Below are 21,529 nucleotides of genomic sequence, written 5' to 3' on the forward strand. Positions count from 1 at the left end.
TTACGGTGCCTCGCGTAGGTCGTAGTAGTTCAGATAATAGGCTTCGCTACGCCAATCAAAGGCGTGGGCTTCATCGGAATAACCGCCCTCAACCTTTAGAAGATAGCAGTCGACGCAATCGGTTTGCAGGCGGCTTGTCACGAAGTCGGGGAAGGCGGCGTCGATATCGACCTGCCGCAGGCTGGCTTGGGTCAGGGCGTTATAAACATCTGTCGGCAGGGTCGTGACGCCGTTGATGCGGGCGCGAACTGAATAAAACTGCGCGTCTGTAAAGACGATAGGAACGCCGCCTGCCATCACTGGGTGATTGTTGTCTTTGTCCGCCAGAACGGCAGGCCCTTGGTCGGTAATCTGCACCCAGTCCAAATCTGCCCCGTCAGGCAGCAATGGCACGATTGCGGTTTGCACCAAGGCTTCGTGCAATGTCGGGTCAAACGAGGCATCATCGGTGATGACATTGGGCAGTTCAACAATCAGATGGGCAGGCCTTTGTGCCAGTGGGAAATCGACCAGCGGGCGTTGATCCAACAACATATAATTTGGGTCGTTCGCAATGCCTTCGATCGTCGCGATGTAGGTCTCATAAGTGCTGAATTCGTCGTTGATGGTCTGATGGGGCACACTGATATCCGTCAGCCCAGCGTAATTGATATCCGAGCTGTCGGCGAAATGACCGCAAGACGAACTGGGGCAGCTCACCGCAGCAATAAGGACATCATCCCGGAAAATCTGTGCGATGGTTTCTTCCGACGGGGCGCCCATCATATTGAGCAATAAGCTACCGGCTTCTTCGCCGTCCGGCGTTGTGGTGTTCACAAAAGCCTTGTCTTGGGCCGCAAGCAGGGCGTCTTGATCGCGAATGATCAGGCGCTCGTGATCCGGTCCGGCCTGAAACAGGACCAGCGTAATTTCCCCGATCTCAAAATCGATCCCGCGCAGGAAGAACAGCTTTTCAACTTCTGGCGTGTCGGGTGCTTGCGCGGCTGGGCTGGGGCCATCAGGGGTGCCCGTGGTGATTTCGGTCGGCTGCCCCTCGCTCCCCTTGGCAAGGTAGAACGCTGAAAACGTCAGAATGCCAGCAAGTAAGATTACGGCGGTGAAAGCGAGTTTAATCATACGTTTAACAGGAGGTGTTCACGCTCCCACGGGCTGATGACTTGCAGGAATTCTTCGTATTCGGCGCGTTTGACGATCGAATAGACCCGAGCAAAATCTGGACCGAGAATGTCGTGCATTTCCGTATTTGCATCAAACAGATCAAGCGCTGTGAACAACCCTTGAGGCAACTCACCGTCGCCTTCATAGGCGTCACCGTTGTATCGTTTGTCCGCCCAACGTTCGTTCTTGATGCCAAGATAACCACAGGCCAGTGACGCTGCGATGCAAAGATATGGATTGCAATCCATCCCCGCGAGGCGATTTTCAATTCGGCGGGCTTTGGGATCAGACAGCGGAACGCGCAGGCCAGTTGTGCGATTGTCGCGGGCCCATTCAAGGTTGATCGGGGCGGCGTGGTCTTTCACGTAACGGCGGTAGCTGTTCACGTAGGGGGCCATGATGGCGACGACGCTTGGCAGGTATTCCTGTAAACCGCCAATGAATTGGAAAAACGCATCCGTTTCCCCACCCTGAGGGCCCGTGAAGATGTTGTTGCCATCCTTATCAAGGATCGAGTGGTGGATGTGCATCGCGCTTCCGGGCTCGTCTTCGATCGGCTTGGCCATAAAGGTGGCAAAGCAATTGTGTTTAAGCGCGGCTTCTTTCAGCAGACGTTTGAAGAAGAAGACTTGATCGGCGAGTTCAACAGGATCACCGTGGTTGAGATTGATCTCAAGTTGACCAGCGCCACCTTCTTGGGTGATGCCATCAATCTCAAAGCCTTGGATTTCAGCGAATTCATAGATGTCGTCGATAACGGGCCCATAGTCGTCCACGGCAGTCATGGAATAGGCTTGGCGCGCAGCGGCAGGACGTCCGGAACGACCGATCATAGGTTCAATCGGTTTGGCTGGATCCGTGTTTGGAGCGACGAGGAAGAATTCCATCTCCGGCGCGACGACAGGCGTCCAACCTTCGGCCTCGTATAGGGCCACAACACGTTTCAGCACATTGCGCGGCGAAAACTGGATCGGATCACCGTTGGTCGCAAACGCGTCGTGGATCACCTGTAACGTTCCGTCCTCGGCCCATGGGGCCGCTGTTGCCGTGTTGTAATCCGGCTTCAGGATCATATCAGGTTCGGTAAAGCCCGCATCACCGGCCGCTTCGCCCCAACCGCCCGTGAGGGTCTGGAAGAAGATGCTTTCTGGCAGGTGGAACTGTGTTTGCTTTTCCCATTTTCCAGCCGGAACCGCCTTACCGCGGGCAATGCCGGGCAGGTCGGAAATCATACATTCCACTTCATCTAGCCGATTGGCTTCCAGATAGTCGCGGGCCGCTTGTGGGATTTTGGTCATCCAGCTCATACGGATTGGCCTTTCAAAAATGCCCCGATCTGCGCCGCCAATCGGGCGTTTTCCACATCGGCGTTCAGACGCTCTTGTGCCTGCGCGATAAGTTCGGGAGGGACAGCGCCACCGCGCGTGCGTATCAACCCGTCGATGACATCAGAACCAAATTCAGGATGGGCCTGCACGGTAAAGGCCTTGTCGCCATAAACCACTGCCGCATTTTCGCAAAAACTGTTGGACGCGATAGGCCGCGCGCCGTCAGGGAGCTGCGTGACCTGATCTTGATGCCATGCATTCAAGGACACTTGTTCACCCTGCCAGTTATAGGTTTGGTGCCCCACGGCCCAGCCATCTTTGAACTTTTCAACCTTACCGCCTAACGCCTGCGCGATGATCTGGTGGCCAAAGCAAATACCAACCAAAGGCCGGCCCGCTGCGTAAATGTCGCGGATCAAGATTTCGAGCGGGGGAATCCAAGGATGGTCCTCGTAAGCGCCGTGTTTGGAGCCCGTAATCAACCAGCCGTCGCAGACGTCCACTGCCTCAGGGAACACTCCGTCAACAATGTTGAATGTCTCAAAGTCAAATCCTTGACCGTCCAGAAGGCGTTCAAACAAGTTGGAATAGTCGCCCAACACATCCCGGAGTTCGTCCGGAGAGTGGCCTGTCTGCAATATGCCGATTTTCATGAAACACCAGTATTTAGCTTGGCTCTAACTTAGTCCGAGGGGGGCTGTCACACAACCCGTGCCGCGCTAGACAGTGTCCAAATATAAATCAACCTGTTCTTCGGGGCTTAGGTCCGCAAAGGCCTTTAACTCCTGCCGCTTTGTCGCAACGAAATTGTTAATCAATTCAGCCGGAAATATGCGGGCGATCTCGGGGTCTGTTTCAAAGCGATCAATGGCTTCGGCCCAACTGGCGGGGAGCTGCGGCAGGCCTTGGTCGTAGGCGTTGCCCGTGATTGGCGCGGGCGGGTCCATCGCGTCTTCGATACCGTTCAGAGCGGCGCCCAAGACGACCGCCAGCATTAAGTAGGGGTTCACGTCCCCGCCAGCGACACGGTGTTCAATGCGGCGGCCTTTGTGGTGACCACCAGGTACGCGGATTGCCGCTGTGCGGTTTTCATAAGCCCAGCAAATCGATGTAGGTGCGTGGGCATTCGGGACCAACCGGTCATAAGAATTGCCATGCGGGGCAAGGATTAGCGCCGATGCGGGCAGGGCCGACATGCAGCCAGCAATAGCGTGGTGCAAAGCTGGGGTGCCTTCGTCGCCACCGTTGTCAAAGATGTTGTTCCCGTCCTCATCAAGCACCGAGAAATGCACATGCAGACCATTGCCGGAGTATTCGGGATAGGGTTTCGCCATGAAGCTGGCGGCGAACCCGTGCTGACGCGCAAGCCCGCGCATTAGTAGTTTGAACAGCCATGTATCATCCGCAGCTTTCATCGCGCCGCCATGAGACAGGTTTATTTCAAATTGGCCAAGACCCGCTTCGGAAATGGCTGTCTCGGCGGGGATATCCATGGCCTCTGCGCCATCATAAAACGCCGTGAAGAAGTTATCGAAGGCATCGAGTGCGCGCAGGGACAGGATTTCCGCACCCGGGCGTCGTTTGCCAGACCGAGGGGACGGGACCACAGCAAGGTCCTTGCCGCTGTCATCCACAAGGTAAAATTCAAGTTCCGTGCCACAGATTGGCGTCAGCCCGCGGTCTTTGTAGCGTTTCAACACGGCGGCCAGCGCATGGCGGGGGTCGCCCTCAAAGGGGCGGCCATCTTCGCGGTGCATCCACATCGGCAAAAGCGCCGATGGGCTATCGAGCCATGGCATTGGAATGAAACCGCGATTGGTTGGCAGGCACACACCGTCCGGATCGCCTGCTTCAAATACCAGTGGGCTGTTGTCGATGTCTTCGCCCCAGATATCCAAGTTCAGCACTGACAACGGAAGCCGCGTTCCGTCTTCTTCGATCTTATCAGCAAACCGCACTGGAATACGTTTGCCGCGTGCAATGCCATTCAGGTCTGCGGCTGCAACGCGGATTGTCTTGATATCGGGGTTCTCATGAAGCCATGACATAAAGGGTTACCTGATGATTTGAGGACGAAAACGGAACTTGGGGCGGGGGGCATCCTGCGGCAGGTGGCGGTTCAAACGTCGGCCAATACGCCCCATTATTGCGATAATCACAAGCGTCACGAGGATGAAATAGAACGCCAAAATGGGGTAGGGTACGAACGGGTTGAACGTCTTGTCCGCAAAGAAGCTCGCGTAATACAGCGCATCGCCCTTTTGCTGCCATGCTGGAAATCCGCTGAAATAGACCAACGTGGTTGAGTGGAACAAAAAGATTGCTTCGTTGGTGTAGGCGGGCCACGCAAGGCGCAGCATGGTCGGCCAGATCACACGGCGAAAACGGGTCCAGCCAGATAACCCATAGGCGTCGGCGGCCTCGGTGTCGCCTTTAGGGATGGACTGCAACGCACCATAGAAAATCTCTCCCGAGTAGGCGGCGGTGTTGAGGAACAGTACGATCAGCGCTCCAAGCCATGCGGCGGTGAAGGGGCTGAAAAAGGCGAACTGCCCCTTGAGCGACAGAAAGAAGAAGTAGGCAAAGAAGAATTGGATGAACAGCGGCGAGCCACGGAACAGGAAAATGAACCACTCAGATGCTTTACGGATCACAGGGTTCTTCGCAGCTTTCCCAAGAGCCACAGCGGTTGCCAAAAAGAAGCCCGAGACCAATGCAATTACGCCGAAATACACGTTCCAGATCATGCCTGACCCGATCAACGTGAACTGTTGGCACAGTGTGAAATCCGACCGTGGCAATAGCCGTTCACCAAACCCGATCGAGCGGAAGGCATAGTCTGATATGGTTTGAAAACACTCTTCCATCAGCCAGCCACCCTACGTTGGGCTTCGCCGCCCGATGTTGCCTGACCGCGTGTCAAACGGCGCATCGTGCGATCCAATGCAATTTCAGACACACGCGTAAACGCGAGGTAGAAAACCAGCAACGCCAAGAAATACCACATGCGCCAGTCGCCGTGGGGGTAGCTGGTGAACTGCGGTGTTTTGGTCGCGCCAAGTTCACGCGCCCAATAAACGATGTCCTCAACACCCAGCAGGAACAACAACGGCGTCGCCTTGATCAGTACCATCCAAAGATTACCAAGACCGGGCAGGGCATAGACCCACATCTGCGGCACAATGATGCGCCAGAATGTCTGGCGGGTGTTCATGCCATAGGCCTGCGCGGTTTCAATTTGGGGCTTGGGGACAGCCTTCATCGCGCCAAACAAAACGTTGGCCGCAAAAGCACCAAAAACGATCGCAAAGGTGAATACGGCAATAAAGAAACCGTAGGTCTCATGCACCCATTGCGGAGCATTGCCGAGCGGCATTTTAGCTGCCGTGCAGACGATAAAGTCATTGCCTTGGCGGATAGCGTCGGGCCAGTCAGGGCATTTGATCTGGTGGCGGATGTATTCAATGCCCTGATCTAATGCGATCACGAAGAACAGAAAGAACGCAATGTCAGGTACACCGCGCACGATTGCGATGTAGCCTTTGCCAAACCACGATACGGGCGCGATTTTGCTGCGGGCGGCCATCGCGCCGCCAAATCCGAATGATAATGCGAGCGGGGCAGTGATCGCCAACAACGTCAAAACTGTTAGAAACGACCAATAGAACCCTATATGCTTGCCTGTGGTCAGGTAGCAGCTGAGCCATTGGAACGTCCCCAGGACGTCGGGATCTGCGCAAAATTCAAAGATAGGATGTTCGATCCAAGGTTAGGAGTGTGCCCGCCCTGACAAGAAGGGCGGGCACATTATTTATTATTCGAAAGTAGACGCAACTTCCCACTTAACGATCAATTCGTTCAGGGAGCCGTCGTCTTTCATGGACTGGATTGCCGCGTCGAATGTTTCGCGCAGCTCAGTGTCGCTTTCACGGATACCCATGCCAACGCCGCCACCCAAGATTTCTGTGCGCTCAAGCATGACCAATTCGGACTGGCCTTCCAAAGCACCGGCGAGGAAAGACTGATCTGCCAGAACGGCATCAGCTTCGCCACCGCGAACAGCAGCGAGTGTTTCTTCCGGTGTAGCGAATTCAACGACTGTCCAACCTTGGTCAGCGATGAAGGATGCCTGAATTGTCCCAGTCTGAGCCGCGACAACAGCGCCTTCAACATCCAGATCCGCATCCAGCGCAAGGTAGGCGGATGGGTCAGCAGGTGTATAAGCTTGTGTGAAATCAATGATTTCGTCGCGTTCAGCTGTCACGGACATACCTGCGATGATGGTGTCATAGTTGCCAGACACGAGGTTCGGGATAATGCTGTCCCACTCGTTTGTGACCCATTCACATGTCAATTCAGCACGTGCACACAGCTCGTCACCGAGTTCACGCTCGAAACCGTCAACTTCGCCAGCGTCGTTGATGAAGTTCCAAGGTGCATATGCGCCTTCGGTCCCCATGCGTACAACGGAATGGCTTTCAGCCAGTGCCATTGTGGATGTCAGTGCGACAGCAGCCGTCGCCAGAACAATATTTTTCATTTGGTTACTCCAAGTTGGTTAGTTTGTTTCTTATGCCAATGCGGTTGGGTCAAAGCAGCGCGAAATCGTGTCACCCGAATCTCGACCAAGCCACCGCAATTGCAACTGACCTAGTGTTCCATCCGCCGATATCTTTGCCAATAGGTCATTGAGGTCCGCGAGCAACGCCGTAGCGTCCTCAGACACACCCAGCACAGTTCCGCCTGAAAATGTCGGATATTCGCCGACTTCGTAAAAGCCGCCGCGCCCTTCGGCGTCCGTCACCATATTGTGCGATCCGAACACCACATCGATTTCACCCGCCGCCAGTGCATCCAGTGCGGCAGCCTCAGTAGGATAAGAGCGAACATCGCGCTGGGCTTGTTGCATGGCCTTTAGGTACAGGGATTCGTCCAATGTCCCGATCCGCGAGGTGATCAGATCAACCTCTGGGCTGGCCCCCACGAAATGCCCCGCGCTTTCGCCGCTGTAGACGTAGGGGCAGGTGAAATCCACAATTGCATCCCGTTCAGATGAATAGCCGAACCCACCTGTAACCACATCCACGTCGCCGCGTGCGAGGGCCTGAAAAATATCGCTCATCGGGAGGTCGACCCAGACGCAGTCATAGTCGCCGCGCTGGCAAATTTCGTCTAACAAATCCTTGTCGAACCCGCGTGCCTGTTCGGTTTCAGGGTCGTAAATATAGGGTGGAAAATGCCCGCCCGTAGCGATCCGCAACGTGTCAGCCGCTGCCGTGCTTCCCAGCAGGGCCAGAACAATCGCAAGCGCCTTCATGCCGGCACCGTCGCAGAAAGGAATCCACGCAAGCGTTCTGATTGTGGATTGTTAAACAGCTCCTTTGGTGGGCCCTGTTCTTCGATCATGCCTTGGTGCAGGAACACCACGTGATCGGAAATGTCATGGGCCATGCGCATATCGTGGCTCACGACCAACATGGTGCGGCCTTCGGCGGCTAGGTCTTTGATAACTTTAACGACTTCTTGTTCCAGTTCTGGATCAAGCGCCGAAGTCGGTTCATCAAAAAGCAGCGCTTTGGGTTCCATACACAACGCCCGTGCAATCGCTGCACGCTGTTGTTGCCCACCCGAAAGCTGTGCGGGATAGACATCGCATTTGTCACCGATCCCAACCTTGTCGAGGTATTTGCGCGCGCTTGCCTCAACCTCGTCGCGGTCCCGTTTCAGGACGGTGAGGGGGGCCTCCATGACGTTCTGCAGAATGGTCATATGCGCCCAGAGGTTAAACTGCTGAAACACCATCGACAGGTTCGTGCGAATACGGATCATTTGCGCATGGTCGCTTGGCTGACGGTTAAGGCCGGTGCCTTTCCATTTTACGGGTTCACCGCAAAACAGGATATCGCCTTGCTGACTGTCTTCCAAAAGGTTCGCACAGCGTAACAAAGTTGATTTTCCAGAACCGGAGGACCCGATCAAACTGATGACGTGACCCGCAGGCGCTGAGACATCCACACCCTTGAGCACCTCTAGTGTGCCATAGGCTTTGTGAAGGTTTCGGATTTCGAGAACTGGAGAAGTCATGCGGCCTCTTTTGAAGATTTGGTCGAGTAGGGCTTACTTTTCGGGCGATTGCAATGTGCCTTAGGGCGCAGCCGCCAGCGCCATATCATAGGCAGCGTCTGGCAAAACAACCAAGCCGCGCAGGCCCAATGTGTCCGCATGTTCTGGCGCGAGGGTCGAGATCGCCGATTGTAGCGCCGCTCGGATCGCGGCTGCATCATTTTGTGGCGCGGTGATGAACGTCATTCCGGGGGATAGTCCGGTTCGCCCGACAACACGCAATTCAGTCGCGCGTGGTTCCCAAGCTTCGAACATGCGCCATGTGACAGCATCAATCGCGGTTAGATCAGCACGCCCATCGGCCACGGCCAACATGCTATCGTAATGTGCACCGGTTCGCACCGTCGTGTGGAATGTCAGACCCATGTCGTTCACGCGGGCCAGCGGTGCACCCCAACCAGATTGAGACAGCGCGTCATTGTAGGCGAACCGCCCCAATGTTGCAGGCGCGAGACCACGGCTGGCGTCCTCAGCGCGGACCACAAAAACGGAATGATAGTATCCTGCGGGCGTATCTTGCAGACTGTAGTCCGCACAGCCGATCCGCGTCACGCGGTTGCGAAAATTGGTACGGTAGTGGAGGTTACATAACTGCCCGAGCTGCAAATCCTCGCACCCCCAGCCTTCATCATAAGCGGTTTCGCGATCGATTTGGGGGTCCCCATAGCCGAGGATGTCTCTGACACCCGACCACAGTGCATCATGCGCCGCGGCATTTTCCGGGCGATCATACATCGGCAGTCGTGCGATCATTTCCGGTTCATGATCCGGTGGCGGGCCTTGTGGCTGTCCTGATCCGTCACGCCAAGCAACGGCGCAACCATACGCAACAATGCATCTTCGTGATGGTCGCGATCTCCGTCGGCCAATGCCACAGACCAAAGCGCCTCAACAACGGCTTCTCGGTCCTCATAAGCGACGGCTTCTTTAATCGCTTTCGTAAACCGCACCGTATCCGGCGCTTCGGTTTCGGCAATCTCGCACTTCGCCCGCAAATCTTGGGCGTCTTGCTGCGACACTCCATAGCGGTCCATCAACACAGCATCGATTTGTGCAATTTCAGCGCTATCATAAATGCCATCTGCACGTGCCAAGCGCACAAGCAACGCACCAAGCGCGACACGCGCATCTGTATCTGAAAATTCTACAGGGTCGGGGGCTGTTAGCCGCTTAAAGAGTTCACCAAACATAATTGGGATATAGGCTCGCTTCTCACAAAGTCCAAGACTGGATTACGACCGCAAGGCTTCTGCTGCCTCGGGTGCCATCCCAAACGTCTGAGTGGCGATCGCCACAACCTGCTGTTCGGTGTCATGGCGCTGACCATCAGCGTCCGCCACTTTCCACAGCGCACTCACCAATTCGTCACGCTCACTGCTGGTAACTTCGCAGGTTAGGATATTCGCCAGTTCGCTCGTGTCGGGCATCGCGGCTTCCAGCTTTTCACACTCGGCTCGCATCCGGGCAGCCCCGATGGCGTTCAAATCGTAAAGGTCGGCCAGCAAATGGTCGATCTCTTCAATCTCCTGAAACAGATAGGCACCATCAGCCTTGGCCACACGGACCAACAGCGCACCAAGTGCATGGCGTGCATCTGCCTCGGGCATTGGCGTTAAATCGGCCGCAGAGGCGGTGAGGCGGGCAAGGATTCTTTCAAACATAAAGGGTAGTTTAGGCGTGTTAACTATTCCCGCAAGCCTCAAAGCTGCTCAAAAGCATCCCCAAGGTCGTTTAACGCCTCATCAAGCCCCCAAGGCGGGTTAACGATGAACATTCCTGACCCCACCATGCGGTGGCCGTCACGCGCTGGTGCAAAGCGTACTTCGTGGGTCAAAGCCTCAGGAAACGTGGTCTGCAAGGCCCGTAACATCCCGCGATGGCGCATATCCGTAAGGATAGGATACCAAAGCATCAACACCCCAACAGGCCAGATTTTCGCAAGCTTTGCGAAATGGCGTGGGATATCCATATATTCGGCCTTCACCTCGTAGGATGGATCAACCAGCATCAACCCACGGCGTGGGGTCGGGGGACACAGCGAATACGCCATATCAAAGCCGTCTTGACCGTGAATATGGGCGCCCGCGACGGCCTGTCTTAATGCGGCATGTTCTTGCGGGTGCAGCTCTGCGACGTGCAAAACATCATCACCGCGCAAAAGATGGGACGCGATCCATGGGGATCCGGGGTAAGCGTTGTCGCCGTACTCTTCACGACAGGCATTCAACGCCGCTGCATAAGGATGGCCTTCGTCAAACCAATCGCCAACGCTGCCGATCCCTGCTTCCGCTTCACCGGTCTTAATAGCCTCATCAGCGGTCAGGTCATACAATCCACGCCCGCCATGGGTCTCGATGTAACTCAGCGGTTTTTCCTTGCGGGTCATGTAATCCAACACCCACGCGAGCGTGGAATGTTTATGCACATCCGCCAAATTTCCCGCGTGATAGAGGTGTTGGTAAGACAGCATTCAAATACTCACTCTTTCCGAACTATTTGCCTTTGTTTCACAAATACCTCGGGGGGATCCGGGGGGCTGGCCCCCCGGCGGATCGGATGAGCGCAGCTCATTCGAATTTAAACCAGACGCGACGCCTCGACAGCTGCGCGCACGAAATCTGCAAACAATGGGTGCGGCGCAAAAGGTTTGGATTTCAGCTCTGGGTGGAACTGCACACCAATAAACCAAGGGTGGTCCGTCCACTCGACAATCTCTGGCAGTTTGCCGTCCGGTGACATTCCCGAAAAGATCATGCCGCCTTCTTCAAGCTGTGCGCGGTATTTCGTGTCGACCTCATAGCGGTGACGGTGGCGTTCTTCGATGGACGTTGTGCCATATATCTCGGCCACTTTAGACCCTTCGGTCAATGTCGCATCATAAGACCCAAGGCGCATGGTTCCGCCTTTGTCGTCGCCTGTTTTGCGCTTAACTTTGGCGTTGCCCTGCACCCATTCTTTCAGGTGATAAACCACGGGTTCAAACCGTTTCCCGCCAGCTTCATGGTCGAATTCTTCGGACCCGGCTGTGGAAATGCCGGCAACATTACGTGCCGCTTCGATGACGGCCATTTGCATGCCCAAACAGATGCCGAAGTACGGGATCTTACGTGTGCGCGCGAATTCAGCCGCTTTAATCTTACCTTCGGTGCCGCGTTCGCCAAAACCGCCAGGAACCAGAATGGCGTGGTAGCCTTCAAGGTGCGGGGCTGCGTCTTCGGAATCGAAAACTTCGGCATCGACCCATGATACGTTGACCTTCACACGGTTGGCCATGCCACCATGGGTCAGGGCCTCTTTGAAGGACTTGTAGGCGTCTTCAAGCTGCGTGTATTTGCCGACGATCGCGACATTCACTTCGCCATCGGTGTGGTGAATGCGATCTGACACATCGTTCCAGATACGCAGATCGGGTTTGGGTGCAGGCGAGATGTTGAACGCATCCAATACTGCCTGATCCAAACCTTGTTCGTGATAGGCAAGCGGCGCTTCGTAGATTGATTTCAAATCATAGGCCGCAACCACCGCATCTTTGCGCACGTTACAGAACAGCGCGATCTTTTCACGTTCTTTGTCAGGGATCGGGTGCTCTGAGCGGCACACCAGAATATCAGGCGCGATGCCGATGGACTGCAATTCTTTGACAGAGTGCTGTGTCGGCTTTGTCTTTAACTCGCCAGAGGCGGCAAGGTATGGCAGCAACGTCAGGTGCATAAAGATACATTCGCCGCGCGGCTTGTCGTGGCTGAACTGGCGGATGGCCTCAAAGAAGGGCAGGCCTTCGATGTCGCCCACGGTGCCACCGATTTCACACAGCATGAAATCGACTTCGTCTTCGCCGACGTGCAGGAATTCTTTGATTTCGTTGGTCACATGGGGAACAACTTGGATGGTCTTACCCAAATAATCGCCACGACGTTCTTTTTCCAGAACGGTGGAATAAACACGGCCAGAAGACACCGAATCCGTCATCCGTGCCGGCACACCCGTAAAGCGTTCGTAGTGCCCAAGGTCGAGGTCGGTTTCAGCCCCGTCATCGGTGACAAACACTTCGCCGTGCTCGAACGGGGACATCGTGCCCGGATCGACGTTCAAATAGGGGTCTAGCTTGCGCAACCGCACGGAAAACCCGCGGGCTTGCAGTAAGGATCCCAATGCAGCTGACGCGAGGCCTTTGCCAAGTGATGAAACCACACCACCAGTGATGAATACGTAACGCGCCATAAATCAGGAAACCCCCGTGAAGCCTGCCAGCCAGAATTGGCTAAATGAGTGGATACCTTGCCGGCGGAATAACCACCGGAAAGCATGTATCACGGGATTTAAGTCTAGTCGGATTCGGGGGGCTTTGGCAACCAGCCCCAAACAACTTTAGACGGTAAAACCGCAATATACTGTGGATAGAACGCCTTAGCCCGCAACCCTTAGTGGTGTTGAGGGCTAAAGGGCCGGTTTAGTCGGCGTCAGGTGTCAGCGGTTCGTCTGTCGCTGCATCTACTGTTGGCGGCAACAGGCTCTCGCCCGCGCTTGGCGCAACTTCGCCGTCGACTGATTCCGTTGGAACACCAGCGCCATCTACAACAGACGCATCGCTGGCCTTCTGAGCGGACAGGATCGTCAGTGCAATCGACGTACAAATAAACGCAATCGCAAGGATCCAAGTGACCTTACCAAGGGCCGTCGCACCTGGGCGTCCGCCTTGGGCGCCACCGCCACCGCCGCCAATACCAAGGCCGCCGCCTTCGGACCGCTGCAAAAGCACAACGCCAATCAATGACAGTGCGAGCAAGAGGTGGACGACAAGAACGACATTTTCCATGGATCGGAGCCTTTAAGGATTGGACAGGGGGTATCTAGAAGCGAAAGTGGTGCGTCGCAACCCCCTCAATGTTGGGTGAAGGTGCTGATTGGTATTTGATTGCAATGTTTTTGAGTATTTCGTTGATTTGTGAATGTCCGCTTTGCGGACGAGGTTGCCTTTCGTTCAGCGCTGTTCAATGTCCGTTTTGGTCTTTAAGGAAATTAGCAGCTTTGGCAGCCCATTCCTTGGGTCGGCTCTACGGATCGGTAGCCCTCGTCCAGAACTCTCAGCATGCCACCATCGATGTCCACAACGGGAAAATCGACTAAGCCTGCGATTTGCCTCGAGGCGTGGGAGGTTCTGTTCCCCGAGCGACAGATCAAAGCCAAACGTTGCCCGTTTGCAAGTTTTGGGATGACGGTCCTTAGAAAGTCTTCAGGTGATTCATACGTTACCAGAAGTGCCCCTTCGATTACGCCCGTTTGTTTCCATTCTTCTGGACGCCGAATATCGACCAAGAGCGTATTTTGATCAGAGGCAAGATCTGATCCAGACGTTGGCTCAAGGGTTAAATTTCTAGGAGTATTGGGAGCTGCGAAGCGCACAACCCCAAATGCTACTGCTGCAGCTGCCGCACCCGTGACAATGGAAGTGCGCCGATTTATCACAATTCATCCTGAATCTTGCGCCACGCGTTTAGCCCGCCGCCGATGAATTTTGCATTGCTATAGCCCATGTCGAGGAGGCTCGCCGCAGACAAGGCGCCCCGGTTATATGCGTTGCAATAGCACAAAATGACGGTATCGAGCTCAGGCAGCATCCCTTCAACATTCATTTCCAGCTTTCCCCGGCTAAGGTTGATCGAACCGGGAATATGGCCATTCGCGTGCTCATCGGGATCACGGATATCCAGTGCAACCGCGCCATTTTCCATCAATTCAGAAACATCTTCGGGTGAGACCTCCTGCGCTTTTTCGCGTGCTTGGTCTGCTAAGGTTTGGAATTTGGTCGTATAAGCCATCTGGAGCTCCTTTGAATATCTTACGAGATACACATATTCCAAATCATGCATATATCAACCCATACCGAGAAGCGTATTTCTCGTAGTGGGGAAACATGTAAACCAACGGGCACCTGGCATTCAGTCGTGTGGACCTTATTCATCGCGTTGCAGTAGGCCGCCAAGTTTTCTGAAAAATTCGTCGCGTGCCGATCCGGGTCGCCACGCAAGAACCACGCGACGTGGGCATGCGTCGGGGAGCGGGGTGAGGCGAACGTCGCTGCCGCCTACGACCCCCGCTTCAATTGCGAGGTTCGGCAAAAGTGTGACGCCTAACCCCTCGGACACCATCGCAATCAATGTCGTGAGGCTGGTCGCCGAGAAGCTGCCTTGTACGGACAGGATGCGTTCGGGATATGCTTCCAATGCGTGGCGTTGGAGGCAATGACCCTTTTCCAGCAACATAAGCTGCCCGCCCTTCGTCAGTATTTCTGTCCCGCGCGGGACAGGCCAGTCCGCAGGGGTGGCCAGCTGATATCCGTCTTCAAAAAGCGGCATGATCTCCAAAGCCCCCGTATCAAAGGGCAGCGCGATCAGGATCAAGTCAAGACGCCCTGCATGGAGCCCTTCTATCAAGCTCTCGGTCATCTCTTCGCGCATGTAAACGCGCAGGTTGGGAAACGCGTTGCGGATTGCGGGCAGGGCATGTGGCAGCAGGAAGGGGCCAATTGTCGGAATTGCCCCTAGTTTCAAGTCGCCCTCAAACGGATTTCGATGGGCCTTTGCAACGGTCTCGATCTCTGCGGCATCCAGCAAAAGCTGACGGGAACGCGCCGTGATGTCTTCTCCGACGGTTGTTAGCATCACGCTTTGGCGGGTGCGTTCGATCAATTGAACCCCAAGACGATCTTCGAGTTCTTTGATGCCAGCGCTGAGTGTGGGCTGCGTCACAAAGCACAGTTCAGCCGCGCGCGAAAAATTCAGCGTATCCGCGACGGCCGTAAGATAGCGCATTTGGCGGAGCGTGATCACTTATAGATTTCCTCTATCATTATTAGTTCTATATTCAATTTCCTCTATCTGTGTCCAGCGCCTATCCCTGTCTCATCGAAACGCTGAATAGAAGGACAGCAGACATGACCGACCAAGCACAACAGCCCGGCGCCCGTTTGAATGAAGCCGCACCCGCATTTGACGCCCCAACCACACACGGGCGCAAAACACTCGAAGATTACCGTGGCAAATGGCTGGTTCTGTTTTCCCACCCTGCTGATTTCACACCAGTCTGCACCACGGAATTTATTGGTTTTGCTAACAAGCAGGACGACTTCAACGCACGCAATACTGAACTGCTGGGTCTGTCCATCGACAGCCACTACAGCCACATCGCGTGGATGCTGAACATCAAGGAAAAGTTTGGCGTTGAGATCAAGTTCCCGATCATTGCCGACCTTGATATGGCGGTGGCCCAAGCCTACGGGATGATCCAGCCGGGCGCTTCCGATACCGCCGCTGTGCGGGCAACGTTCCTGATCGACCCCGAAGGCGTGCTGCGTGCGATGGTTTACTACCCGATGAACGCGGGCCGCTCGGTGGATGAAATCTACCGTCTGTTGGTTGCGATGCAGACCGCGGATGAAAATTCCTGCGCAATGCCGGAAAACTGGAAACCAGGTGAGCCTGTGATTGTTCCGACGCCAGCAACCCCAGAGGCCGCGATGGCCCGTGCTGATGAAGGCTTTGAGACGGTGGATTGGTATTTCTCGACCCGCATGCTCTGACACGAAGGGCGGGCCATCACGGCCCGCTCTCCACCGCCCCGCTTTTCTAAATCTGCCGAGCGCAATGAATTCATAGCCCAAGGAGAAAGCCCCATGACTGACGTATCTCAAAAGAACATTGATGCCCTGAACGCCGTATTGGGTGAAACATTCCGCCTTTATGTCCAGACCCACGGGTATCACTGGAACGTAGAAGGCCCCAATTTTCGCCAGCTGCACGTGATGTTTGAAGAGCAATACCAGAACCTCTGGGGCGCTTTGGACGAAATCGCCGAACGTATCCGCACGCAAGGTGCCTATGCGCCGGCCTCCGTGGCCGACCTAATGGCATTGGCTGGTCCGGAAGACACGCCCGCCCAGTCCTCGGGCGAGATGATGACAAAACTGATCGCGGGACATGAAGCCCTTGCCAACACGCTGCGCGGTGCCATCGCGGCAAGCGGCGACGCGGGCGACGAAGTCTCTGCGGGAATGCTGACAGACCGTCTTGAGTATCATGAAAAAGAACTGTGGATGATGAAGGCCAGCACCCGCTGACCCACTGACGCCAAGCCTTCGGGCTTGGCCACCCTTCAAACCACTCACGCACAGGAGAGAACCAATGAGCAATCCAATCGTAAAGGGCTTCTGGGACAAACCGACCGGAAGCTGGCAATATGTTTTCCACGACCCTGAGACCATGAAAGGGGCCATTCTTGATCCGGTCCTAGATTATGATCCGCTGGCTGCCGCGACATCGACCAAGAACGCAGAGATACTTTTGGACTACGTGCGCGAAACAGGGATCGAGCTGGTCTGGATCTTGGACACCCACCCCCATGCGGACCACTTTTCAGCCGCTCCGTGGTTAAAAACCCAAACCGGCGCGCCCACGGCAATTGGCGAAAAGGTGACGGGTGTTCAAAATCTATGGCAGGACATCTACAACCTCCCCAAGGATTTCCCGACGGATGGCAGCCAATGGGACCGCCTGTTTGCCGATGGCGACACGTTCATGGTGGGCAATGTGCCGGTTACGGTGATGTTCTCGCCGGGGCATACGATGGCGTCGATAACCTATGTGGCTGGGGATGCGGCCTTCGTGCATGACACGCTGATGATGCCGGACCGCGGCAGCTCTCGGGCGGATTTCCCGGGCGGCAGTTCGGCGGCGCTCTATGACAGCATTTCGGCCATTCTTGCATTGCCAGAGGACACGCGCGTCTTTGTTGGGCACGACTACGCCCCTGAACGCGATGCCGCATGCGAAGCTACGGTTGCACAGCACCGAGAAAGTAACATCCACTGGAAGGATGGCCCGACCGAAACCCAATATCGCGCCGTGCGTGATGCCCGTGATGCGACGTTAGCCTTGCCCAAGCTGATGCTGGCCGCGCTACAGATCAACATTCGGGGCGGACGCCTTCCAATAGCGGAGGACAATGGCCGTTCCTATTTGAAGGTGCCCTTGAACTACTTTGAGAGCCGTTAGCCAGCGGCCCCATTTTACAGGATGACGTCACTTCGTTGATGTCATCCTGTCTCTTCTGATGAGAATTTCGGCGTAAGCCTGTGCCACTTTGCCACTGCACTGCGACTGCGGGCGGATTGCCCTTTCCGGTGAAATCTCATCCTCTTAAGACTTGCATTCAACCCTCCATTTACAAAGTGATCCTTATGACACGCGCAAAAGACTTTATCTTCGTATTGGCGGTGGCGTTGGCGGCTTGGGCCGCGATCGCGCAGCCTGCAGGTATGACGGGCGAACAGGCCACGACCTTTGGCATTATGCTTGTCACCTTGGCGATATGGGGTACGGGAGTGGTGCCAGGCTATGTCGGGTCGACGTTCTTGTTCACCGCGCTGATCTTGGGCAATCTGGCCACCCCACAAGAGGTCTTTTCCAGCTTCTCATCTACCGCGATCTGGCTGGTGGTGGCGGGATTTGTCATCGGGGCGGCGATCACCCATTCGGGGCTGGGCGCACGCATGGGAGCCTTGGCGCGGCCGCATCTATCCAAAAGCTACGCGACGTTGATCGCAGGGCTTATGATACTGGGGATGCTGCTGGGGTTTGTGATGCCGTCCTCTCTCGGGCGGGCTGCGGTTTTGGTACCTGTCGGCATGGCGCTGGCGGATGCCTTGGGGCTTGGTAAAGGATCAAAAGGGCGCACGGGCGTTGCGGTAATTATCGCGATCGGGACGAACATGCCTAGCTTTGCGATCCTGCCGTCCAACATCCCCAACATCATCCTGTCAGGCGTGGCCGAGCAATCCTTCGGGGTGCATTTCAGTTACGCCGACTACTTGTTGCTGCACTACCCTGTATTGGGTGTGCTGAAATCTGCCGTCATCGTCGGCCTCGTGCTGTATTTCTTTCCGGGACAGGTCCAGTCTACCGATACCCCAACGGAACAAGGTGCCGTAGCGGGAGGGCGCCAAACCGCGCTGATGGCAATCCTGTTGCTGACGCTTGGCCTATGGGCGACGGACCAGTTGCACGGGATCAACGCTGCATGGATTGGCTTGGGCGCATCGCTGGTTTTGATGGTGCCGCAGTTGGGGTTCGTGCCACCGCCGGTTTTCAAATCATCGGTCGATTTCTCGATGCTGTTGTTTGTGGCCGGCGCTTTGACGCTTGGCACGATCGTGGCCTCTAGCGGGCTGGGCGATATCATCGCAACCGAGGCATTTGCCGTCCTTCCATTGCAAGCCGGTCAGGACTTTATGAACTTCATGTCCTTGTCGGTTTTGGGAACGGGCACGTCGATCTTTACTACCGCGCCCGGCGCGCCGGCGGTTTTGACTCCGCTTGCGAGCGATCTGGTGGAAACCACGGGGTTCTCGCTCACCGCTGTTCTGATGACACAGGTCATCGGGTTCTCGACCGTCATCTTTCCTTATCAGGTCGGCCCGTTGATCGTTGCTATGGGGTTGGCGGGGGAAAACACACGCCCGCTGTTGAAGGTGACGGTTGTCTTGTCGATCATCACGCTGCTCGTCCTCGTGCCGCTTGATTTTCTGTGGTGGAAGCTTCTTGGCGTCATCTGATTTAAGACGGTGGCTGCCCGACGCACTGCAGACATCGGTGGATGATGCAGCATCCGGAGCTCTGGGCTCAAACCTGACTTTCGCCGCGGTTAGGCCTATTCATCAACATCATCCATATCCGCCTGACCAGACAGGCGGCGGCGGACGTGGGACCAGGACAGGCCGATTCCCAGAACGATGGACATGGCGATAAGGCCGATCCAAGTGTTGGCAGTTTGATTTTCGAAATTGAGCCAGCCCAGATCATAGGCGACCCAAAGAAGGGCGGCGACAAGCCCAAGCACAAGCGCCATGCCGAACACGCCGATAGATCTCATCGTGGCACGCATGTAGATGATGTAACCTACAATCAAAAGCAGCCCGCACAGAACGGCAATCGATAGATTCTCAGAGCCGTTTTCCATAACCCACGACGTGTAATTCCATTGGGTTGGGTTATAGGTGGCGGCCAACAGGATAAATGCGAATAGCCAACGTAGTGCAAAACCGCTCATGATCGTCCTTAGAGTGTCGTTGTTTTGGCGCAAGATGACGGGGGCGGGGCGATCTGTCCATAGGATCACTAAAATGTCCGCTTTCACACCGGAGCATGATGCCCTAAGAGGGGCACGGGTTTTCAGACCTTACACTGGAACACTCTGGAATTACTCTGGCACCTTAGGGGACTCAAAATGGCGAACGTGGTAGTTGTCGGCGCACAATGGGGCGACGAAGGCAAAGGCAAGATCGTGGACTGGTTGTCCGAACGGGCGGATGTGATCGCGCGCTTTCAGGGCGGACACAACGCAGGCCACACGTTGGTTATTGATGGGGCGGTTTACAAACTGCACGCTTTGCCATCCGGCGTTGTGCGTGGCGGCAAGCTTTCGGTCATCGGTAATGGTGTCGTGCTCGACCCTTGGCACCTGATGAAAGAGATCGCCACGATCGAAGCGCAGGGCGTTGAAATCAACCCAGGCAACCTGATGATCGCCGAAAACACGCCGCTTATCCTGCCGATCCACGGCGAGTTGGACCGTGTCCGCGAAGAAGCCGCAAGCAAGGGCACCAAGATCGGGACAACAGGGCGCGGCATTGGCCCAGCCTATGAAGACAAAGTTGGCCGTCGTTCGATCCGCGTTGCGGATTTGGCGGACGCTGCCACACTTGAAGCGCGTGTTGATCGTGCATTGCAACACCACAACCCGCTGCGCAAAGGTCTTGGCTTTGACGAGATCGACCGCGATGCGCTGTTGGCGCAGCTGCAAGAGATTGCGCCGAAAATCCTGCCCTATGCCGCACCGGTTTGGAAAGTGCTGGCCGAGAAACGCAAAGCCGGTAAGCGTATCCTGTTTGAAGGTGCACAAGGCGCGTTGCTGGACATTGATTTCGGCACCTATCCCTTCGTGACCAGCTCCAACGTGATTGCAGGGCAGGCGGCGACAGGTGTTGGCCTTGGCCCAACAGCAATTGACTACGTTCTGGGCATCGTGAAAGCCTACACAACGCGCGTGGGCGAAGGACCGTTTCCGACGGAACTTGACGACGCTGATGGGCAACGCCTTGGTGAGCGCGGCCATGAATTTGGCACCACGACGGGTCGAAAACGCCGTTGCGGTTGGTTCGATGCGGCATTGCTGCGCCAAACTTGTGCGACATCCGGCATCACGGGCATTTGCCTGACGAAACTTGACGTTCTGGACGGGTTTGAGACGCTGAAAATCTGCGTGGGCTATGATCTGGACGGCGAACGTCTGGACTATCTGCCAACGGCTGCGGACGCTCAGGCACGTTGCACGCCGATCTACGAAGAAATGGAAGGTTGGTCTGAAAGCACCGAAGGTGCGCGGTCTTGGGCACAGCTTCCGGCACAGGCAATCAAATATGTGCGCCGTGTGGAAGAGCTGATCGAATGCCCTGTGGCGCTTGTTTCCACGTCTCCGGAACGCGAAGACACGATCCTCGTCACTGACCCGTTCGCGGACTGATCTGATGGCGCTGAGTCACAAAGCCCGCAAACGTTGGTCGCTGGTGATCTTGTTGATCGGGCTTCCGGCGTATCTGGTGGTCGCGGTGACGGTGATGAACACGCTGTTTCCCGATCCGCTGGATCAGCCGCCCTTCTGGGTGAATTTCGCGATCTATGTCGGGCTTGGAATTCTTTGGGCCTTTCCGTTCAAGTTTGTCTTCAAAGGCATTGGCCAAGCGGACCCCGACGCCTGATACGACCCAAGCGGAGCCGCTGCGCGGCGTTGTTTTTATAAGACATCGTGGCGACCTGAGCCCATCGCGGAGACGGGGCATCACAAACGAAAACGGCGCGCCGGGATGT

Annotated in this window: 25 protein-coding genes; 6 read left to right on the plus strand and 19 right to left on the minus strand. The window is 55.7% G+C overall.

Annotated elements, in window-relative coordinates:
• From KO486_RS06395 to KO486_RS06480, 18 genes are all read right to left on the minus strand, one after another.
• Entirely contained in the window at window positions 1–1,116 is a 1,116-nt protein-coding gene (locus tag KO486_RS06395) for a hypothetical protein (protein WP_216036419.1), read from the minus strand.
• Window positions 1,113–2,465 carry a glutamine synthetase family protein gene (locus tag KO486_RS06400; RefSeq protein WP_216036420.1) on the minus strand — a complete coding sequence of 451 codons (1,353 nt, stop codon included), beginning with the start codon at window positions 2,463–2,465 and terminating at the stop codon, window positions 1,113–1,115. Before KO486_RS06400 ends, KO486_RS06395 begins: the two co-directional genes overlap by 4 nt.
• Window positions 2,462–3,139: a type 1 glutamine amidotransferase gene (locus tag KO486_RS06405; RefSeq protein WP_216036421.1), complete on the minus strand. Its 678-nt coding sequence runs from the start codon at window positions 3,137–3,139 to the stop codon at window positions 2,462–2,464. The genes KO486_RS06400 and KO486_RS06405 overlap by 4 nt, the downstream gene beginning before the upstream one ends.
• A 66-nt stretch (window positions 3,140–3,205) precedes the next feature.
• Window positions 3,206–4,534 carry a glutamine synthetase family protein gene (locus tag KO486_RS06410; RefSeq protein WP_216036422.1) on the minus strand — a complete coding sequence of 443 codons (1,329 nt, stop codon included), beginning with the start codon at window positions 4,532–4,534 and terminating at the stop codon, window positions 3,206–3,208.
• Between the two features lie 6 nt (window positions 4,535–4,540).
• Window positions 4,541–5,353 carry an ABC transporter permease subunit gene (locus KO486_RS06415; RefSeq protein ID WP_216036423.1) on the minus strand — a complete coding sequence of 271 codons (813 nt, stop codon included), beginning with the start codon at window positions 5,351–5,353 and terminating at the stop codon, window positions 4,541–4,543.
• Entirely contained in the window at window positions 5,353–6,237 is an 885-nt protein-coding gene (locus KO486_RS06420; protein WP_216037520.1) for an ABC transporter permease subunit, read from the minus strand. The genes KO486_RS06415 and KO486_RS06420 overlap by 1 nt, the downstream gene beginning before the upstream one ends.
• A gap of 63 nt (window positions 6,238–6,300) precedes the next feature.
• A complete protein-coding gene (locus KO486_RS06425) occupies window positions 6,301–7,026 on the minus strand; it encodes a transporter substrate-binding domain-containing protein (protein ID WP_216036424.1) in 726 nt (241 codons plus the stop codon).
• A gap of 30 nt (window positions 7,027–7,056) precedes the next feature.
• Window positions 7,057–7,803: a transporter substrate-binding domain-containing protein gene (locus KO486_RS06430; protein ID WP_216036425.1), complete on the minus strand. Its 747-nt coding sequence runs from the start codon at window positions 7,801–7,803 to the stop codon at window positions 7,057–7,059.
• A complete protein-coding gene (locus KO486_RS06435) occupies window positions 7,800–8,570 on the minus strand; it encodes an amino acid ABC transporter ATP-binding protein (protein ID WP_216036426.1) in 771 nt (256 codons plus the stop codon). The genes KO486_RS06430 and KO486_RS06435 overlap by 4 nt, the downstream gene beginning before the upstream one ends.
• A gap of 60 nt (window positions 8,571–8,630) precedes the next feature.
• Entirely contained in the window at window positions 8,631–9,362 is a 732-nt protein-coding gene (locus tag KO486_RS06440; protein ID WP_216036427.1) for a PhnD/SsuA/transferrin family substrate-binding protein, read from the minus strand.
• Window positions 9,359–9,799 (minus strand): TerB family tellurite resistance protein, encoded by a 441-nt coding sequence (locus KO486_RS06445; RefSeq protein ID WP_216036428.1) that lies wholly within the window; start codon window positions 9,797–9,799, stop codon window positions 9,359–9,361. Before KO486_RS06445 ends, KO486_RS06440 begins: the two co-directional genes overlap by 4 nt.
• Before the next feature lie 42 nt (window positions 9,800–9,841).
• Entirely contained in the window at window positions 9,842–10,270 is a 429-nt protein-coding gene (locus KO486_RS06450) for a TerB family tellurite resistance protein (RefSeq protein WP_216036429.1), read from the minus strand.
• 38 nt (window positions 10,271–10,308) lie between these two features.
• Entirely contained in the window at window positions 10,309–11,079 is a 771-nt protein-coding gene (rlmJ, locus tag KO486_RS06455) for a 23S rRNA (adenine(2030)-N(6))-methyltransferase RlmJ (RefSeq protein ID WP_216036430.1), read from the minus strand.
• Between the two features lie 107 nt (window positions 11,080–11,186).
• Window positions 11,187–12,830, minus strand: a complete 1,644-nt coding sequence (locus KO486_RS06460) for a CTP synthase (protein WP_216036431.1) — start codon at window positions 12,828–12,830, stop codon at window positions 11,187–11,189.
• Window positions 12,831–13,059: 229 nt separating this feature from the next.
• Complete coding sequence (gene secG, locus KO486_RS06465; RefSeq protein ID WP_216036432.1) at window positions 13,060–13,425, minus strand: preprotein translocase subunit SecG; 366 nt, start codon at window positions 13,423–13,425, stop codon at window positions 13,060–13,062.
• A 203-nt stretch (window positions 13,426–13,628) separates the two neighbouring features.
• A complete protein-coding gene (locus KO486_RS06470) occupies window positions 13,629–14,075 on the minus strand; it encodes a rhodanese-like domain-containing protein (protein ID WP_354667489.1) in 447 nt (148 codons plus the stop codon).
• Complete coding sequence (locus KO486_RS06475) at window positions 14,072–14,428, minus strand: rhodanese-like domain-containing protein (RefSeq protein WP_216036433.1); 357 nt, start codon at window positions 14,426–14,428, stop codon at window positions 14,072–14,074. Before KO486_RS06475 ends, KO486_RS06470 begins: the two co-directional genes overlap by 4 nt.
• Before the next feature lie 135 nt (window positions 14,429–14,563).
• Window positions 14,564–15,439 carry a hydrogen peroxide-inducible genes activator gene (locus KO486_RS06480; RefSeq protein WP_216036434.1) on the minus strand — a complete coding sequence of 292 codons (876 nt, stop codon included), beginning with the start codon at window positions 15,437–15,439 and terminating at the stop codon, window positions 14,564–14,566.
• Window positions 15,440–15,543: 104 nt separating this feature from the next.
• Between KO486_RS06480 and KO486_RS06485 the strand changes: the two genes are divergently transcribed.
• The 4 genes from KO486_RS06485 to KO486_RS06500 all read left to right on the plus strand — a co-directional run bounded on the left by KO486_RS06485 (window position 15,544) and on the right by KO486_RS06500 (window position 19,218).
• On the plus strand, window positions 15,544–16,188 hold the full coding sequence (locus KO486_RS06485; RefSeq protein WP_216036435.1) for a peroxiredoxin: 645 nt from the start codon (window positions 15,544–15,546) through the stop codon (window positions 16,186–16,188).
• Between the two features lie 93 nt (window positions 16,189–16,281).
• Complete coding sequence (locus KO486_RS06490; RefSeq protein WP_216036436.1) at window positions 16,282–16,725, plus strand: DNA starvation/stationary phase protection protein; 444 nt, start codon at window positions 16,282–16,284, stop codon at window positions 16,723–16,725.
• 64 nt (window positions 16,726–16,789) lie between these two features.
• Window positions 16,790–17,659, plus strand: coding sequence for an MBL fold metallo-hydrolase (locus tag KO486_RS06495; protein ID WP_216036437.1), 870 nt, complete (start codon window positions 16,790–16,792; stop codon window positions 17,657–17,659).
• Between the two features lie 185 nt (window positions 17,660–17,844).
• On the plus strand, window positions 17,845–19,218 hold the full coding sequence (locus KO486_RS06500; RefSeq protein ID WP_216036438.1) for an SLC13 family permease: 1,374 nt from the start codon (window positions 17,845–17,847) through the stop codon (window positions 19,216–19,218).
• Between the two features lie 95 nt (window positions 19,219–19,313).
• On the opposite strand, the gene KO486_RS06505 is transcribed toward KO486_RS06500, so the two are convergent.
• Window positions 19,314–19,712 (minus strand): DUF6524 family protein, encoded by a 399-nt coding sequence (locus KO486_RS06505; protein WP_216037522.1) that lies wholly within the window; start codon window positions 19,710–19,712, stop codon window positions 19,314–19,316.
• 177 nt (window positions 19,713–19,889) lie between these two features.
• Here KO486_RS06505 and KO486_RS06510 point away from each other — a divergent pair, with 177 nt between their 5' ends.
• Entirely contained in the window at window positions 19,890–21,185 is a 1,296-nt protein-coding gene (locus KO486_RS06510) for an adenylosuccinate synthase (protein WP_216036439.1), read from the plus strand.
• Between the two features lie 4 nt (window positions 21,186–21,189).
• Window positions 21,190–21,420 (plus strand): DUF2842 domain-containing protein, encoded by a 231-nt coding sequence (locus KO486_RS06515; RefSeq protein WP_216036440.1) that lies wholly within the window; start codon window positions 21,190–21,192, stop codon window positions 21,418–21,420.
• Window positions 21,421–21,529 lie beyond the last annotated feature (109 nt).

Origin of the sequence: Octadecabacter sp. B2R22, assembly GCF_018861045.1 — a bacterium.
GTDB lineage: Bacteria > Pseudomonadota > Alphaproteobacteria > Rhodobacterales > Rhodobacteraceae > Octadecabacter.

What these genes read in the sequence shown, in the direction of transcription:
- KO486_RS06395 (WP_216036419.1), bottom strand. Translation starts at nt 1,116, where the DNA reads ATGATTAAACTCGCTTTCACCGCCGTAATCTTACTTGCTGGCATTCTG.
- KO486_RS06400 (WP_216036420.1), bottom strand. Translation starts at nt 2,465, where the DNA reads ATGAGCTGGATGACCAAAATCCCACAAGCGGCCCGCGACTATCTGGAA.
- KO486_RS06405 (WP_216036421.1), bottom strand. Translation starts at nt 3,139, where the DNA reads ATGAAAATCGGCATATTGCAGACAGGCCACTCTCCGGACGAACTCCGG.
- KO486_RS06410 (WP_216036422.1), bottom strand. Translation starts at nt 4,534, where the DNA reads ATGTCATGGCTTCATGAGAACCCCGATATCAAGACAATCCGCGTTGCA.
- KO486_RS06415 (WP_216036423.1), bottom strand. Translation starts at nt 5,353, where the DNA reads ATGGAAGAGTGTTTTCAAACCATATCAGACTATGCCTTCCGCTCGATC.
- KO486_RS06425 (WP_216036424.1), bottom strand. Translation starts at nt 7,026, where the DNA reads ATGAAAAATATTGTTCTGGCGACGGCTGCTGTCGCACTGACATCCACA.
- KO486_RS06430 (WP_216036425.1), bottom strand. Translation starts at nt 7,803, where the DNA reads ATGAAGGCGCTTGCGATTGTTCTGGCCCTGCTGGGAAGCACGGCAGCG.
- KO486_RS06435 (WP_216036426.1), bottom strand. Translation starts at nt 8,570, where the DNA reads ATGACTTCTCCAGTTCTCGAAATCCGAAACCTTCACAAAGCCTATGGC.
- KO486_RS06440 (WP_216036427.1), bottom strand. Translation starts at nt 9,362, where the DNA reads ATGATCGCACGACTGCCGATGTATGATCGCCCGGAAAATGCCGCGGCG.
- KO486_RS06445 (WP_216036428.1), bottom strand. Translation starts at nt 9,799, where the DNA reads ATGTTTGGTGAACTCTTTAAGCGGCTAACAGCCCCCGACCCTGTAGAA.
- KO486_RS06450 (WP_216036429.1), bottom strand. Translation starts at nt 10,270, where the DNA reads ATGTTTGAAAGAATCCTTGCCCGCCTCACCGCCTCTGCGGCCGATTTA.
- rlmJ (WP_216036430.1), bottom strand. Translation starts at nt 11,079, where the DNA reads ATGCTGTCTTACCAACACCTCTATCACGCGGGAAATTTGGCGGATGTG.
- KO486_RS06460 (WP_216036431.1), bottom strand. Translation starts at nt 12,830, where the DNA reads ATGGCGCGTTACGTATTCATCACTGGTGGTGTGGTTTCATCACTTGGC.
- secG (WP_216036432.1), bottom strand. Translation starts at nt 13,425, where the DNA reads ATGGAAAATGTCGTTCTTGTCGTCCACCTCTTGCTCGCACTGTCATTG.
- KO486_RS06475 (WP_216036433.1), bottom strand. Translation starts at nt 14,428, where the DNA reads ATGGCTTATACGACCAAATTCCAAACCTTAGCAGACCAAGCACGCGAA.
- KO486_RS06485 (WP_216036435.1), top strand. Translation starts at nt 15,544, where the DNA reads ATGACCGACCAAGCACAACAGCCCGGCGCCCGTTTGAATGAAGCCGCA.
- KO486_RS06490 (WP_216036436.1), top strand. Translation starts at nt 16,282, where the DNA reads ATGACTGACGTATCTCAAAAGAACATTGATGCCCTGAACGCCGTATTG.
- KO486_RS06495 (WP_216036437.1), top strand. Translation starts at nt 16,790, where the DNA reads ATGAGCAATCCAATCGTAAAGGGCTTCTGGGACAAACCGACCGGAAGC.
- KO486_RS06500 (WP_216036438.1), top strand. Translation starts at nt 17,845, where the DNA reads ATGACACGCGCAAAAGACTTTATCTTCGTATTGGCGGTGGCGTTGGCG.
- KO486_RS06505 (WP_216037522.1), bottom strand. Translation starts at nt 19,712, where the DNA reads ATGAGCGGTTTTGCACTACGTTGGCTATTCGCATTTATCCTGTTGGCC.
- KO486_RS06510 (WP_216036439.1), top strand. Translation starts at nt 19,890, where the DNA reads ATGGCGAACGTGGTAGTTGTCGGCGCACAATGGGGCGACGAAGGCAAA.
- KO486_RS06515 (WP_216036440.1), top strand. Translation starts at nt 21,190, where the DNA reads ATGGCGCTGAGTCACAAAGCCCGCAAACGTTGGTCGCTGGTGATCTTG.